13 protein-coding genes are annotated in these 16,337 nt (G+C 50.8%); 12 read left to right on the top strand and 1 reads right to left on the bottom strand.

What is annotated here, in order from left to right; translation table 11 throughout:
• Positions 1-34: 34 nt before the first annotated feature.
• The 12 genes from OH144_RS17720 to OH144_RS17775 all read left to right on the top strand — a co-directional run bounded on the left by OH144_RS17720 (position 35) and on the right by OH144_RS17775 (position 14,874).
• Positions 35-388 carry a carboxymuconolactone decarboxylase family protein gene (locus tag OH144_RS17720; RefSeq protein WP_266203611.1) on the top strand — a complete coding sequence of 118 codons (354 nt, stop codon included), beginning with the start codon at positions 35-37 and terminating at the stop codon, positions 386-388.
• 72 nt (positions 389-460) lie between these two features.
• Entirely contained in the window at positions 461-823 is a 363-nt protein-coding gene (locus OH144_RS17725) for a hypothetical protein (protein WP_266203612.1), read from the top strand.
• A 185-nt stretch (positions 824-1,008) separates the two neighbouring features.
• Positions 1,009-1,770 carry an exodeoxyribonuclease III gene (locus tag OH144_RS17730; RefSeq protein ID WP_266203613.1) on the top strand — a complete coding sequence of 254 codons (762 nt, stop codon included), beginning with the start codon at positions 1,009-1,011 and terminating at the stop codon, positions 1,768-1,770.
• Positions 1,771-1,910: 140 nt separating this feature from the next.
• Complete coding sequence (locus OH144_RS17735; RefSeq protein WP_266203614.1) at positions 1,911-5,222, top strand: DUF4175 family protein; 3,312 nt, start codon at positions 1,911-1,913, stop codon at positions 5,220-5,222.
• A gap of 30 nt (positions 5,223-5,252) precedes the next feature.
• Entirely contained in the window at positions 5,253-5,678 is a 426-nt protein-coding gene (locus OH144_RS17740) for an ATP-binding protein (protein ID WP_266203615.1), read from the top strand.
• A complete protein-coding gene (gene ybeY / locus OH144_RS17745; protein ID WP_266203616.1) occupies positions 5,662-6,090 on the top strand; it encodes an rRNA maturation RNase YbeY in 429 nt (142 codons plus the stop codon). Before OH144_RS17740 ends, ybeY begins: the two co-directional genes overlap by 17 nt.
• A gap of 64 nt (positions 6,091-6,154) precedes the next feature.
• A complete protein-coding gene (gene mnmG / locus OH144_RS17750; protein WP_266203617.1) occupies positions 6,155-8,017 on the top strand; it encodes a tRNA uridine-5-carboxymethylaminomethyl(34) synthesis enzyme MnmG in 1,863 nt (620 codons plus the stop codon).
• Positions 8,018-8,905 (top strand): class I SAM-dependent methyltransferase, encoded by an 888-nt coding sequence (locus tag OH144_RS17755; protein ID WP_266203618.1) that lies wholly within the window; start codon positions 8,018-8,020, stop codon positions 8,903-8,905.
• A 74-nt stretch (positions 8,906-8,979) separates the two neighbouring features.
• Positions 8,980-10,590: an Ig-like domain-containing domain gene (locus tag OH144_RS17760; protein ID WP_266203619.1), complete on the top strand. Its 1,611-nt coding sequence runs from the start codon at positions 8,980-8,982 to the stop codon at positions 10,588-10,590.
• 1,198 nt (positions 10,591-11,788) lie between these two features.
• Positions 11,789-13,864 carry a cation:proton antiporter gene (locus OH144_RS17765; protein ID WP_266203620.1) on the top strand — a complete coding sequence of 692 codons (2,076 nt, stop codon included), beginning with the start codon at positions 11,789-11,791 and terminating at the stop codon, positions 13,862-13,864.
• Positions 13,836-14,339 (top strand): DUF4385 domain-containing protein, encoded by a 504-nt coding sequence (locus tag OH144_RS17770; RefSeq protein WP_266203621.1) that lies wholly within the window; start codon positions 13,836-13,838, stop codon positions 14,337-14,339. The genes OH144_RS17765 and OH144_RS17770 overlap by 29 nt, the downstream gene beginning before the upstream one ends.
• 76 nt (positions 14,340-14,415) lie before the next feature.
• A complete protein-coding gene (locus OH144_RS17775; RefSeq protein WP_266203622.1) occupies positions 14,416-14,874 on the top strand; it encodes a hypothetical protein in 459 nt (152 codons plus the stop codon).
• A 244-nt stretch (positions 14,875-15,118) separates the two neighbouring features.
• Here the strand turns inward: OH144_RS17775 and OH144_RS17780 are convergent, their stop codons facing one another.
• On the bottom strand, positions 15,119-16,258 hold the full coding sequence (locus tag OH144_RS17780; RefSeq protein WP_266203623.1) for a hypothetical protein: 1,140 nt from the start codon (positions 16,256-16,258) through the stop codon (positions 15,119-15,121).
• Positions 16,259-16,337: the final 79 nt, after the last annotated feature.

Below are 16,337 nucleotides of genomic sequence, written 5' to 3' on the forward strand. Positions count from 1 at the left end.
TTACAAAGTCATCCTAATCAAGAACAACCTAACAATGAGCTTAGTAGAAGAATTCAACGACTACCGCACGCGCATGAACGAGCGCATCATGTCATACGACAATAAGGTGATCAAGCGTTTCTTTAACCTCGACACCAACACCTACATGGCCGGTGCCCTGGACGTAAAAACGAAGGAGATGCTGGGCCTGGTAGCCTCCATGGTGCTGCGCTGCGACGACTGCATTAAATATCACGTGGGCAAGTGCTACGAAGAAGGCGTGACAGACGAGCAGTTTATGGAAGTAGCTTCCATCGCCAACCTGGTGGGCGGCTCTATCGTGATCCCGCACTTCCGCCGCGCCGTGGAGTACTGGGAGGAACTGAAGGAGCGGGGATCTGCCGAATAAATTATTGCTGATTGTTAATTGCTGATTGTTTTCAAGTATAGCAATCAACAGTTAACTACTAACAATCAACCTATGTACGATAGCGATAACCTGGAACATAACTGGACGCAGCTGCGGGCTGACCTGATGAAGCGTTTCGGCAAAAAGCCGGACATGAACGCCATCCTGTTCCTGATCGGGATTCAGGAACTGGGCATGGGCATCCGGGAGTTTACCAAAGAAGAAAAGCAGGACCTGATGCACATCGCCACCTGCCGCGTCTTCGCCGAGTCGGGCTACTACGAGTTTACCGGTCGCGACGAGGAGGGCTGGCCCCACTTTAAGGCAGTGAAGTCCATCCCTTTTGCCAACCTGAAAGAGCAGGAGAAAATGCTCAAATGGCACGTGATCGAGTATTTCAACCGTGCCGACGAAATCCGTAAACCTAATCCGTAGCACGTATTTCGTATCATGTAGTACGACAGCCGGCAAAGTATAAAATCAAAGTATAAGCCCATGAAGAAGTATAAAATCCTGAAACTTATACTTGTCTCATCGCTGTTACTGCTTACCAGCGATACCGCTAAGAAAAAAAATCGTGCTACCTGATACGAAGTACGTGTGTCGCAAAAATTTCACCCATGAAAATTATAACCTATAACGTAAACGGCATTCGTGCCGCTCTTACCAAAGGCTTCGATACCTGGCTGAAGGCCGCCAACCCCGATGTGCTGTGCCTGCAGGAAATTAAGGCCGATGAATCTAAATTTGATAAGGCGCTGTTTGAGGATATGGGCTACCATGTGTACCTGCATCCGGCCGTAAAGAAGGGCTACAGCGGCGTAGCCATCCTTTCCAGGGATAAACCGCAGCACGTAGAAGTGGGCTGTGGCATAGACTGCTATGATATGGAAGGCCGTGTGCTGCGCGCCGATTACGGCGACGTGTCAGTGATGAGCGTATACATGCCTTCGGGCTCCAGTGGTGAGGAGCGCCAGAAGTTTAAGTTCCAGTGGATGGATGATTTCCATGGTTACATGGGCGACCTGAAGCAGACGCTGCCGGGGCTGGTGGTGAGCGGCGACTACAACATCTGCCATAAGCCCATCGACATCCATAACCCGAAATCCAACGCAAAGAGCTCGGGCTTTCTGCCGGAGGAGCGCGAATGGATGTGCAAAATAGTAGATAGCGGCTTCATCGACACGTTCCGCCACTTTAACCAGGAGCCGCATAACTATACCTGGTGGAGTTACCGTGCCGGCGCACGCAACAAAAATCTGGGCTGGCGTATTGATTATAACATGGCCACCGAAAACCTGCGCAGCCGTTTGAAGCGCTCCGCCATACTTACCGAAGCCAGGCACTCGGACCATTGCCCGGTGCTACTGGAACTGGAGTAGGGGAGGCATACTAAAATGCGCCGGCAAACAGTTATATGATAGGTATTCCTACTTTTTTATCGCCTGTTGCATAATGCTTTAGATACTTATGCTTAACTTACAACTATAGCCGCCATGCCTTAACATTATAATAGCGAGACATGAAACATACCGATGCACTCGATCAGTTGCTGCATCAATTGCAGGAGTTCAAGCAGAAATTCTACCTCAACATGCTGTTGCGGGGCGGGATTTTCGCGGTTGGGCTCCTGCTTTCCGTTTACATCGTGTACAGCCTGCTGGAGTACATGTTCTACTTCCCGGAGTATGTGCGGGCGTTCCTGCTCTTCTCGTTTGTGGCGGCGGTTATCTATGTGTTTGTGCGCTGGATAGCCTTGCCAGCAGCTGCGCTAATAAAGCTGCGGCGGGTGCTCTCCGACGAGCAGGCGGCGCAGCAGGTAGGCGCCTACTTCCCCGAGGTCCGCGACAAGCTGCTTAACGCCATCCAGCTGCAGCAGCAGGACCGCAGCAACGAGCTGATCCGGGCAAGTATCGCCCAGCGCAGCCAGCAGTTGCTTTCCTTCAAGTTTAAGGAAGCCGTTTCGTACCGTGAGAACAAGCCGCTGCTGAAGTACATCGCTCTACCCGCCCTGGTAGCTTTCCTGATCATGCTGGTGTACCCGGCTATCTTCGTGCAGGGTACCGAACGCATCATCAACTACAAAACGCATTACACGCCGCAGGCGCCTTTCAATTTTGTGGTGCAGAACGAGGGGCTGCAGACATTCCGCGGCGAGGATTTTATACTTCACGTGGGAGTGGAGGGCAAGACCGTGCCCAGCGAAGTATACATTAACTACAACGGGCGCCGCCAAAGGTTAAGCCAAAATGCCAACGGCAGCTATAGTTATACGTTCAAGCAGCTGCAGCGCCCTGTGGATTTTCAGCTGGAGGGCTCCGGTTTCTTCTCCAACAATTACACGTTAAACCTGCTCTCTCGCCCGAACCTGAAGGACTTCCGGATGCTGGTGCAATACCCAAAATACCTCAACCGGAAAGCCGAGGAGATACAGAACACCGGCAATGCCACCGTGCCCGAGGGCAGCACCATCACCTGGAACTTCTCCACCTCCGAGACCGATAGCGTAAAGCTCTCTTTTGAGGAGCCGGCCCAAAGTATAAATGCCCAAAAAGACGGCGGCACGTTTGCTGCCAGCAAGGCCTTTAGCCAGAGCCAGAACTACAGCATCAACCTGCGCAACGCGCACACGACAAACAAAGAGCAGATCAACTACCAGATCACCACCATTCCGGACCGCAACCCGCAGATCAGCCTGGAGCAGTACCAGGATACGGCGCTGTACTCCTTTATGGTGTTGGGGGGTGATGTGTCGGATGACTACGGGCTGACGCGGCTGGCCCTGACCTACCGCATCAGCAACGGCAAAAACCCTCAGGCAACATACAAAAGCCAGGCCCTGCCGCTAAACAAGCAGCAGCTCAGCCAGACCTATTACTACCAGTGGAACACGGCCGCCCTTAACCTGCAGCCCGGCGATAAGCTGGAGTACTTTGTGCAGGTATGGGACAACGATGGCATCCGCGGCCCCAAAAGCACCCGCACCCGCACCTTCGAGCTCAAGATTCCGGACAAGCGCCAGTTGCAGCAGGAGCTGGACAGCAACTCACAGTCGGTGGCCAGCCAGATGAGCAAGACGCTGGAGCGGGCAAATCAGCTGGAGCAAGAGCTATCTAAGTCGGAGGAGAAGATGAAGACCAAGCGCGACCTGAACTGGCAGGACCGCAAGCAGCTGGAGGACCTGGCAGCGAAAAAGCGGCAGCTGGAGCAGGACATCCGTTCCATGAAGGAGCTCTTTGAGGAACTCAACAAGAAGCAGAACATGCTCAACGAGCCAAGCAGGCAGCTGGCCGAGAAGGCGCAGGAACTGCAGAAACTCATGAACGACCTGCTGGACCCCGAGACAAAGAAGCTGTACGAAGAGCTGGAGAAGCTACTGCAGCAACAGCAGCCCAACGACCAGGACCTGCAGCAGCTTCTGAGCAAACTCGATAACCGGGAGAAGAACCTGGAGCGTGAACTGGAGCGGGCCCTGGAGCTGTTCAAGCAGCTGCAGTTTGAGCAAAAACTCGACAACATCGCCAACAAGCTGGAAGAGATGGGGGAGAAGGAGCAGCAGTTGGCCCAGAAAACCGAGCAGAAGCAAGAGAGCAACCAAGCCTTACAGGAGCAGCAGAAAGAGCTGCAGCAGGATTTTGAGAATGTGAAAGAGCAGATGGAGGAACTCAAGGACCTGAACAAGCAACTGGACAACCCGAACCAACTAAACGAGCAGCAACAGCAGCAGGACCAGCAAAGCATAGAGCAGCAGATGGAGCAAAGCCAGGAGCAGCTTCAGAAGAACGAAAACAAAAAGGCCAGCGAGTCGCAGCAGAAGGCGGGGCAGCAAATGAAGCAGATGGCCCAGCAGATGGAGGAGATGAAGAGCAGCATGAGCATGGCCGGCATGCAGCAGAACCTCGACAACCTCCGCGACATCCTCGAGAACCTGATCACGCTCTCCTTCGACCAGGAGGACTTGATGAAGCAGTTCCGCAGCGTGAACCAGAGCGATCCACGCATGGTGGAGCTGTCGCAGCGGCAGCTAAACATCCGCGACAATGCCCAGGTGATAGAGGATAGCCTGTTTGCGCTAGCCAAAAAAGTATTCCAGATCGAGTCGTTCGTGACACGGGAGGTAGCCGCCATGAACCAGAGCATGGACAACAGCGTGCAGGAGCTCCGCGACCGTAACCTGGGCAAAGCCACCGGACAGCAGCAATTGGCTATGACGAGCATGAACAACTTGGCCCTGATGCTCAACGACGCCCTGAAGCAGATGCAGCAGGCGATGCAGCAAATGCAGGGCGGCATGGCCGGAAAACAGAAGAGCAATAAGCCGATGCCCGGCAACATGGGTGAATTGCAGCAACAATTGAACAAAAAAATCGAAGATCTGAAAAAAGGAGGCAAATCAGGCAAGGCACTTTCTGAAGAATTAGCTAAATTGGCTGCGGAGCAGGAGGCTCTCCGAAATGCCTTGAAAGAACTGGAGAAACAGGGGGCAAAACCGGGTGAAAAGGGCCAAAATGGCAAGCTGGGAAATATTAGCAAGATGATGGAACAAAGCGAAACTGATCTCGTTAATAAACGTTTGACTGAGCAAACCATTCAGCGGCAGCGCGAAATCCTGACTCGTTTGCTGGAGGCAGAGAAGTCTGCGAGAGAACGGGAATTGGACAATAAACGCGAAGCAAAGACAGCTCAGGAAGTCGCGCGCAATGTTCCTCCTTCATTCGAGAGATATATAAAGGCAAAAGAGAAGCATACAGAATTGCTCAAGACCATACCTCCTGCGCTTTCACCGTATTATAAGCAGAAGGTAAACGAGTACTTCAAAAACATAAGCAAATAACCAGCACCTATTTTACACTTAACGATTAATATGAATCAGGTTAAAATTCAGATTCCTTCCCTAATCGAAAACATCAGAGTAATAGAAAGCTTTATCGATAACTCTAAAGATGAGTTTGAGTTTGAAGATGACATCTATGGCAACATCATGGTTGCTGTAACGGAATCTGTAAACAACGCTATTCGCCACGGCAATAAGTTTGATAAAGACAAGAATGTATACTTGACGTTACAGGTAGAGGAGAACAAACTACTTTTTGAGGTGGCCGATGAAGGCCCGGGCTTTGATTACGAGCACCTGCCGGACCCCACCGCCCCTGAGAACCTGGAGAACCCCGGTGGCCGCGGCATCTTCCTGATGCGTAACCTGTGCGACGAGGTTAACTTTCTGGACGAAGGAAAAAAAGTACAACTAATCTTTAATATCCCTATTCCCGAGAATGGATCATCCAATTGAGTTTTTTAGCGAGGATGTAGAGTTTGAGCTAAACAACCCAGAGCAGGTAGCAGAGTGGATTGCCGACATCATTGAACGCCACGAACGAGAGCTCACCAACCTCACCTACATCTTCTGCTCTGATGAGTACCTCCACGAGATCAACGTAGCCTATCTCGACCACGATACGCTAACAGACATCATCACCTTCAATAATGCCGACGAGGAAGGCACTATTGAAGGTGATGTTTTTATTAGCATAGACCGTGTGCACGACAATGCTCAGGACCACGGCACTGCTTTTGAAGACGAACTGCACCGTGTGATCATACACGGGGTGCTGCACCTACTTGGTTTTAAAGATAAGACTGAAGAGCAAGAGGTACTTATGCGCAAAGAAGAAGATTCTTCGTTATCTTTGCGGAAATTTTAAGCTCAAACGGAATTACCAACCCCCTGCTGATGTTTCACGTGAAACATCTCTTAAACCAGAATACATGTTTCCAGAATACGATATTATAGTTGTTGGCGCTGGGCACGCAGGCTGTGAAGCCGCGGCGGCTGCAGCGAAGATGGGTTCGAAGGTGCTGCTGGCAACCATGAACATGAACACGATCGCGCAGATGTCGTGCAACCCGGCTATGGGTGGCGTGGCCAAAGGGCAGATCGTGCGGGAAGTGGATGCGCTCGGCGGCATGAGCGGCATCATCACCGACCAGACCATGATCCAGTTCCGCATGCTCAACAAGTCGAAAGGACCGGCCATGTGGAGCCCACGTGCACAAAGCGACCGTATGCGTTTCGCTGAGGCTTGGCGCCTAAGCCTGGAACAGACAGAGAACGTAGACTTCTGGCAGGAGATGGTGACAGGGATCGAAGTAGAGGATGGACGGGCGGTAGGCGTGCGTACTAGTCTGGGGATAACCATACGCGGAAAGGCCGTTGTCTTAACGAACGGCACGTTTTTAAATGGCATTATCCACATTGGCGAAAAGCAAATGGGGGGAGGCCGCTCAGCAGAAAAAGCAGCAAAGGGTATCACGGAGCAGCTGAAAGAATTAGGCTTTGAGGCTGGCCGCATGAAGACCGGAACACCGCCACGGGTAGATGGGCGCTCGCTCGACTACAGCAAAATGGAGGAGCAGTTCGGAGACGAAAACCCAAGCAAGTTCTCTTACACCGATACGCAGCCACTGTCCAAGCAACGCAGCTGCTACATCACCTATACTAACCCGGAGGTGCACGAGATCCTGAAGACCGGCTTTGAGAAATCGCCGATGTTCCAGGGACGCATCCAGGGTCTGGGCCCGCGCTACTGCCCCAGTATAGAAGACAAGATCAACCGCTTTGCCGACCGTAACCGCCATCAAATCTTTGTAGAGCCGGAAGGGTGGAACACCGTGGAAGTTTACGTGAACGGATTCTCCAGCTCCTTGCCGGAGCACGTGCAGTATGAGGCATTGCGCAAGATAGAAGGGTTTGAAAACGCAAAGATGTTCCGCCCGGGCTACGCCATCGAGTACGACTTCTTCCCGCCCACACAACTGAACCTGACACTGGAGACAAAGCTGGTGCAGAACCTTTACTTTGCCGGCCAGATAAACGGTACGACAGGTTATGAAGAAGCCGCCTGCCAGGGATTGATGGCTGCCATAAATGCGCACAACAAGATAAACGAAAAAGAACCGTTTATACTGAAGAGATCCGAGGCTTATATTGGCGTGCTAATAGATGACCTGGTGAACAAAGGCACAGACGAACCGTACCGCATGTTCACCTCGCGTGCCGAGCACCGCATCCTGCTGCGCCAGGACAATGCCGATATCCGCCTGACGAAGATGGGATATGAGCTGGGACTGGCAGACGAAAGCCGCATGAACGCTGTGGAAAAGAAGATCACGGAAACAGCCGAAATCATCGCCTATTTGAATAACAAGCCAATTGAGCCCGGAGATATCAACAGGCTGCTGGAGGAACTGGGCTCTGCGCCGATAGCAGAGAAGCAGCGCGCCGGCCAGCTCATCAAGCGCCCGAATGTGGAGATAGAGGACATCGCCAGAGCAGTTCCCGCCGTAGCCGAATACCTGAGCAAGTTTAAGCCCGACAGCGTGGAGCAGGCAGGCATTCAGGTGAAGTATGAAACCTACATCGAGAAAGAATACGCGATGGCCGCCAAAATGGGAGAGCTTGAAAACTATAATATCAAAGGCAAAATAAACTACCGCGACATACCTGCGTTATCTAAAGAAGCAAAGGAGAAACTACTGAAAGTGGAGCCGGAAACCATAGGCCAGGCCTCCCGGATCAGTGGCGTGTCGCCGGCTGACATATCGGTGTTAATGGTATACCTGGGAAAATAAATGAGCTACGAAAGACTGGAGCAATGCCCGATCTGCGGCAAGGAAGCCTTTAAAAACTTTTTAGTAGTAAACGACAACGCTGTATCGAAAGAAAGCTTTGTGATTGTGGAGTGCGAGAACTGCTCGTTCAAATTCACAAACCCGAGGCCCGACGCGCAGAGCATAGGCCAGTACTATGAGTCAGATGATTACATCTCGCACTCTGACACCACATCCGGGATTATCAACACGGCATATCATGTAGTGCGCTCTATTACGACCAAGCAGAAGGTAGAGCTTATCAACAGGTTTGCTCCGGTAAAAGGAAGCATACTGGACTATGGCTGCGGCACCGGGGTGTTTCTGAGCGCCTGCAAAAAGGATGGCTGGGAGATCAGAGGTATAGAGCCAAATGCCAAAGCGCGCAAGAAGGCCTCCGATCAAACCGGGGAGATCATAGCCGAAACTCTGGAAGATATAGAAGGGGAAAAATATGAGGTGATCACGCTGTGGCATGTGCTGGAGCATATCCATGCGCTGAACGAGACAATGGAGCAGTTGCTGGAGCACCTGCAGGAAGATGGAACCCTGATCATAGCCGTACCGAACGCGGACTCACATGACGCGCAGGAGTACAAAGAGAACTGGGCTGCCTACGACGTGCCGCGCCACCTCTACCACTTTACGCAGCCCACCATGAAGCGCTTCCTGAAAAAGCATAGAATGAAGCTGGAGGAGGTGCTACCCATGAAGTTCGACGCCTATTACGTGAGCATGCTAAGTGAAAAGCAAAAGCAAGGCAAAACGAAGATGCTGACAAGCGTGATGAATGGGTACCGCTCCAACAGCTATGCCGAGAAAAACGGCAACGATTACTCAAGTCTGATTTTTATAGCAAAAAGAAAATAAGAGCGCCAAATTGCGCAGGAAGAAAGATAGGCAAGCGAAAGTTTGCCTATTTTGATTTGATGACCACACAGCCCATGAAGCTATTAAGAGCATTTATCGCAGCAGCCATGGCAACAGGCATGGCCGCCTGCGCCACACAGAGCCCGCCGGAAGGGGGGCCACGGGACCAGACACCGCCGAAACTAGTAAGCAGCAACCCGAAGGACCAGCAACTCAATGTTGATACCCGCACCATCACGCTGGAGTTTGACGAAGAGGTTCAGCAAAATACATTAAATAAGGAACTCCTCATCACCCCCAATGTCAACAACCCCTACAAGGTGATCCCGAACAGAAACGTGTTGACGCTGGAGTTCGAGAAGCCGCTGGAGGACAGCACGACCTATACCTTTAACTTCAGGGAGGGCATAACGGACATTACGGAAAAGAACAAGGCCCAGGGGCTGCGGCTCTCCTTCAGCACCGGCTCATACATAGACTCCAGCCGCGTGAGCGGAACGGTGGTAGACCTGATGAAGCAAACGCCGGAGAAGGAGGCACTCGTGCTGCTCTACCAGGCAGGAGATACCATGAGCGTGCGCAAGAACAGGCCTTATTACCTCACATCGGCAGATGCCCAAGGCAACTTCATAATGGAAAATGTGAAGGAGGGCAGCTACCGTATGTATGCACTGATAGATAAGAACAGCAACAGCTACTATGACTCGGAAGAGGAGCGGATAGCCTACCTGGCCCAGCCTATCACCATCACACCCAACACGGATACCGTAAAACTGCAGACGGTTCGAATCGATACGAAAAAACCTATACTCCTGAGCCGTGGTCGCTTTAACGATAGATTCGTGGCAGGCTATAATGAGGGGATACAGCAGTTCACCGCTACACCCGTGGGAGGTAAAGATACGCTGGTGAGCAAGGCGCTACCGGATGGAAAGACAATAGAGTTGTTTAAATCGACAGGTTTTGGGGGTGGAAAAGCCATACTTGCCGCTGTTGATTCCGCGGGCAATATCGCCACAGACACACTGGAAATAGCGTTTGAGGGGAAACCATCCACACGCATAAAAGGGGCTGCGCTGAAAGTTATGAACAACGGGAGTAACGGCTACAGGGTAGGGCAGCAGGTAGTAATAGAGCTGCAGACGCCGGTTCGCATTGCCGGTAAAACACCGGTAAAATTGATGGCCGATAGCGTGGTGGTAGAGGAATTGCAACATCCGGAGCAGGTAAGCCTGGACAGGACAAACACAGAACTGCGCTTCGCGCTGCCAAGCATCAGCAGCAACATCAGGCAGCTGACAGTAGTACTTGACAGCACAGCCATACAGCCGCTGGAGGGCACGGCGCTCTCGTTCCCACCATTGCAACTGGCCATAGCAGAAGGGAAAGGATCCACGGGAAGCCTAAGCGGAAACATCGACACGGATTATACTTCCTATACCCTGCAGTTGCTAAACAAGGAGTATAAAGTAGTGGAGGAACGCAGCGCAGGCAAGACCTTCCGGTTTAGGAACATCGCACCGGGCACCTATTATATACGCGTGCTAATTGACGAGAACAACAACGGCAAGTGGGAGAAGGCGGACCCGGAATTTAAAGTACAGCCGGAACCGGTATACATGCACCCTGCCACCATAGAGGTAAGGGCAAACTGGGAAGTGGAAGACCTGGACCTGGAGTTCTAAAACAGACGGGTAAGAATGGAAAAGGAGAAGCGAAAGCCTCTCCTTTTTTTATGCCTGTAACAGGTCTTTGCTACTGTTCGATGTTTCATATAGAAAGCATACATGAAAACTTGTGCCTAAGCTACTGCTGTACAAAGGAGAAAGGCAGGACACCAGAATAGATGAACCAGAAGCACTAAAAAAACATGCGACGGAGTGAAAACGAAAGTATGAATTAAGGAAACGTTAGAAGAGAAAGAAAAAGCTCGACAACCACCCTTCCCCCTGCCAAGCACTATAGTATACGCAGATTCGCAGTTCACATCGCTAACAAAGTATAAGCCAACTCCGAGGACAGCAAGTATAGATCCCTCTAAAAACTCTCCGCAGCTGAGGCCTCATCTGTTCATTTGAACCAGGACTACCTAGAAAGTAAACTCCTGAGATTACGATCCTCCGGGCCCACATCCATACCTCTTTCCTTTTGCAGCTGCTTCTCAGACGAAAGCATTCCTATTTCTTCTGCCAATCCCAAAAGCGCATTGTGCGTAAAAACCAAAAGCACCTACACTTGTGTAAGCGCTTCCGACATGGTAACAGGTACCGCTCTAGTATAAAGAGCAGGGGAGAGGGGACGAGAAAAGAGACAGAAATGGAACGGAAAACTGAGGGGCTGGAAACTTTTTTCACTAATCCACAAAGTTGTGGTAAACCATGTGGAAAAGCGTGGGTAACAAACGGGATAACTTACACGCACATAACTTACACACCCAAAAACAGATTACACAGCGGGTAAAAAGTGGATAGAGGTGTATAATTTCCCTTACACATTCGCCTTTTCCACCTTTCTGTTTCCTGTTTATAAAGAAATACACATAAAAGGGCAAAAAGTGGAAAACAGGCTTAACCAGCTGGCACAAAAGCAACTAAAATTCACAACCCGGAAAGAGCTCTGGTGAAAAACTACAAGGCTGTACACAAGTTATAGGACGTACACAAAGCTGGGTAAAGTTGTCCACTTATAAACAGACCTAACAATGAAAGAAGATTCTTTTTAAAAATTCATCTTATAAAAATTATTAAGGAACGTAAAGTGTGGAAAGGTCGGGAAAAGGGGCTGTGAAACAGACCCGGCGGCTTACACAGGAGAAATACACAAAGAGAAAATCTGTATATTTAAAACTCGAAGAGCAGAAAAATACACGCAACAAGATACACTATGCTTTTAAATGTAGACCTCTCACTCCCGTTCCACGAGCCAATACTCATATTCACGCTGGTGCTTCTGATCATATTGGTGGTGCCGATACTGCTGAAGAAGTTTAGTATACCAGGCATCGTCGGACTGATATTGGCAGGGGTAATCCTGGGGCCAAACGGATTTCATATACTGGAGAGGGATGCAAGCATCGTTTTATTCGGAACGGTAGGCTTACTGTACATCATGTTCCAGGCAGGCCTGGAAATAGACATGATAGATTTCAAAAGGTATAAAATACGGAGTATCGTGTTTGGTACCTTCACCTTCCTGATACCCATTTCTGTCGGTACGGCCGTTTTCCTATACCTGCACGATTACGATATGAAACCGGCCATACTACTGGCAAGTATGTTTGCACCGCACACCCTGCTGGCATACCCGATCATCAGCCGGCTGGGCCTTAGCAAAAACGAGGCGGTAACGATCACCATAGGCGGAACACTGATCACAGACACAGCTGTACTCTTTGTGCTGGCCATCATCATCAATTCAACGCATGGCGAAACCAACGTAGGCTTCTGGGTTTGGATGGTCATCAAAATGATGGTCTTTGTGGCTGTGGTGCTGTGGGTGTTCCCCAAAATAGCCAAGTGGATGTTCAAGCAGTTGGAGAGCGAAAAGGGAGCACAGTACATCTTTGTACTTACCGTTATCTTCGCCGCGGCTTTCTTATCAGAACTGGCAGGTATGGAAGCCATCATTGGGGCGTTCCTGGCAGGCCTGGCGCTCAATCCACTTATACCGCATACCTCGCCCCTGATGAACAGGGTAGAGTTTGTAGGAAATAACATCTTTGTACCGTTCTTCCTGATCAGCACCGGCATGCTGGTAGACCTGAAGGTACTCTTCACGGATACCAACGCCATGCTGATAGCGGCGACAATCGTAGTGCTCTCACCGCTCACCAAGTATGCCGCTGCATTCTTGACACAAAAAATATTTGGGTTCAGCGTGCTACAGCGTAACCTGATATTTGGCCTGAGCAGTGCACACGCAGCAGCAACACTGGCCGTAGTACTGGCAGGCTATGAGATAGGCTTGATTGGGGAGAGTGCCCTGAACGGCGCGGTTGTTTTGATCCTGACGTCAAGTATGGTGAGCTCCCTGACGACCGAAAAGGTAGGTAAGAAGTTGGCCATTTTCGAGAGCAGAAGAAAGCCGGACATCAGCCAGAAGCCCGATAGGATTCTGGTGCCGATCGGAAATCCGAAAACGATAGAGCAATTGATTGACCTATCGATCATGTTGAAGAATCCGGCGCATAAGGCCCCAATATTTCCGCTGGCTGTGGTGATAGACAACGAGCATGCCGAGGAAGAGATATTCAAGAAGAACAAGATGCTGCAGGAGGCCATCACACATGCCTCGGCCACAGACAATGATGTGCAGCTGGTATCCAAGATAGATGTAAACGTATCAAGCGGTATACTCCGGGCCATTAAGGAGCTCATGATAACGGAGGTGGTGCTGGGATGGAACGCCAAAATAACAACCCGCGATAGGATCTTTGGATCGGTGCTGGATAACCTCCTCGAGAACACAGACGAGATGATCCTGGTTTGCAAGATCATACAGCCTCTGAACACTACAGGAAGGCTGATGGTGATCGTGCCAACAAATGCGGAATTGGAGAGAGGGTTCCTACGATGGATCAGAGCAGTGAAACTGCTGTCGACGCAACTGGGAGCCCCCATCGTCTTCCGGTCCCGAAGAAGAACGCTGAACAAGCTTAAAAAAGCAGTAAGCAGCAGTAAGCCGGCCGTGGAAGCAAGCTACCAGGAGTACACGAGTATGAAAGACATTGCCGGTATGAAGTCGGAGCTGCAGAAGGACGACATGGTGGTCGTGATCTCAGCCAGAAAAAAAACCATCTCCTACAACAGCAATATGGATTACGTTCCGCGCGTGCTGTCGAGAGACTATAAAGACAACAGCTTTATCGTGATATACCCTGAGCAGTACTCAGAGCACCAAACTGTACCTGTTAAGCAGACGACGCAGGCTTATGAAGAACCAGACGGGAAAAGCGTTTAACTACAGCCTGGATTTCGATAAAACAGATTTCAGGAAGCATCCGGAGCTATACCGGGTAGGAAAGGGAGAGCAGGGCGTATTGCTGGTGGAGCCCTACAAGTCCGAGATTCTGCCGCACTGGCGTTTTAAAAATCCGGAAGTGGCGCGGGAGTCGTCGGAGAAGATATATACGTTGTTTCTGGAGTACCTGCAGCAAAATGATTTCGTAGGCGCAGACATGGCCCGCAAGTTCCTGCAGATGGGCTATACCCGCAGCAGGCGCTACGCCAACCACCGCAGCGGCCAGAAGTATAAAGGCCCGGTGCCGGACGATAAAAAAGGGCAGAGCGGCGCCCACGGCCGGCCGCAACTCCCCCTGGAGCCAGACCCGGTGAAAGCCGAATCTGCGGCCATATTTAAGGAGAAGTGGGATTTGGCGAAGGGGAACGGGAAGTATAGGCAGCTGATGCTAGAGTTCAAAAGCCTGCACGAATAGCCTGGTCAGAATAAAAAGAAAACCCAACGAAAGGTAAAAAACGTATCTTTGCACATATAAAAAATCACTATTGAACATGATCAATAAAGACATCAGGTTGGGCAAAGGGCTTGGTAAGATCAAGTTTGGCCTGACAATGGACGAAGTAGAAGAATTGTTGGGGGAGCCTGAAGAGGTAGAGGAGTCTGATGAGGAAGATGAGTTCGAGCATCAGGCCTGGAACTACTGGGAAGAGGGCTACTCACTCTACTTCGACAAAGAGGACGACTACCGCCTGAGCTGCATCGAGACAGCCAACCGCGAGGTACAGATCTTCGGGGAGCGCGTTTTCGAGATGAGCCGCGAGCAGATCCTGCAGCTTTTTGCCGACCAAGAGATCACCAACCCGGAGGAAGAGGAGGCCGAGACTGGCGAGACACGCATCTCCTTCGAGAAAGAGATGATCGACCTGTACTTCGACGAGGACCAGCTGATCGCTGTAAACTTCGGGGTATTCATTAACGACGACCTGGAAGTGGTTTGGCCTGAAAAATAAGCTGAACAGTTGATACATTAAAAATGAAAGGCCCCGGCTATACGTTAGCCGGGGCCTTTTTGTGCCTGATACGAAGTATAAAACAGCTGCCGCGCCAAGTGGAAAAGTGTAGCTGAATATGGCTGTACTTGCCAGAAAGGCAGATTTTATACTTTCTACCAGAGCGGTTTGTCCACAGCCCCCGACCCACCAAAAAAGCCCGACATGGCTGCCGGGCTTTTTTGGTGTCAGAAACCGAAGAAAGTTATTCGAAGAAGAAGTTCATCAACTCTTGCTGGATTACCGGGTTAATGGCAACTGCCAGTATGATAGAGATGATTAGGCCAATGGCTACTGACAGGATATCTTTTCCGATGAGGCGGAACGTCTTGGCAAACTTCACCGGGGAGTCATGGGCACGCAGGCGCATCCCGAGTTCGCGGCCGGCCAGTAAGCCCACAAACACCCAGGTCGTGCTCATCGGGATGTTGTTCACCTCCTTAAAGAAGTACAGGATAATGGCATAAACCAGGTCGATGATCGTGGCGCTGCGCACATCCCGAACCTCCGACTTCTCATTGATGATGCCCTGAATCTTATCGCCTTTGTTATAGAAGAGGAAGCCGAGGCCCAGGAAAATAAAGCCTGCAAAGGCTGCAAACTCCCAAAAGCCCAGCGAGCGCGGCAGGTAAACAGCTACGTTAGCCAAATCCTGCGCCAGCCAGGTATGCCACAGAAAGCCGCTTATTATCCACTGTGCCACGATCCAGGCTCCGTGCGCCTCGCCTTTCACGAGCCTCTTGATCACCTTCGAGAGCACCAGGTAAATGATGAAAGCAGCTACGAAGGCGGCCACATAGCCCATCAGGCTTTTGCTGACCATGCTGATGATGGCCCCGGAGCTAACCGTGAACACACTCAGCAACATGAACGTAGTAGACACCGGGATGCGCAGGCGCGTCAGCAGCAACAGGATGATAGGAGCAGCCAACTGCAAGTACACAAAGCTATCGATGTTCTGGTCGAAACCTTTGGAGGAAAGGCGTTGGAAGGTGACGTCGCCGTCGAACACATACCAGCTGTAGAACACCGTTGCCAGGAAGATAGAGCCCATAAACAGCCACTGCCAGTACCACTTCTTATCCTCGTTCGAAACGATAAACGTACCAATGGTCTGGATACTGTCGTTGGCGATGGCGGAGTAGCCGGCAAAGGCAAAGCCCACCCACATGGCAATGGAAGCATAGGGGTAAACCACACCAGCCAGGATAAGGGCGAATGCAATGAAATACAGGAATTTTTTCTCCTTGCGGATAACGATGTCGATGGTACTGTAGCGCTTCCTGAACTTATAGGGCGCTGCAGGAGCCACAACATGTTTCTTTCCTTTTTTGACTTTAGCCATTGGTTTAAATTGTAGCGGAAGTATAAATTCGGCGCAAAGTTACTTTAATTAAATGTTACGCTTGGTAGCCCGATGTTAA

It is taken from the genome of Pontibacter kalidii (assembly GCF_026278245.1).
Lineage (GTDB): Bacteria > Bacteroidota > Bacteroidia > Cytophagales > Hymenobacteraceae > Pontibacter > Pontibacter kalidii.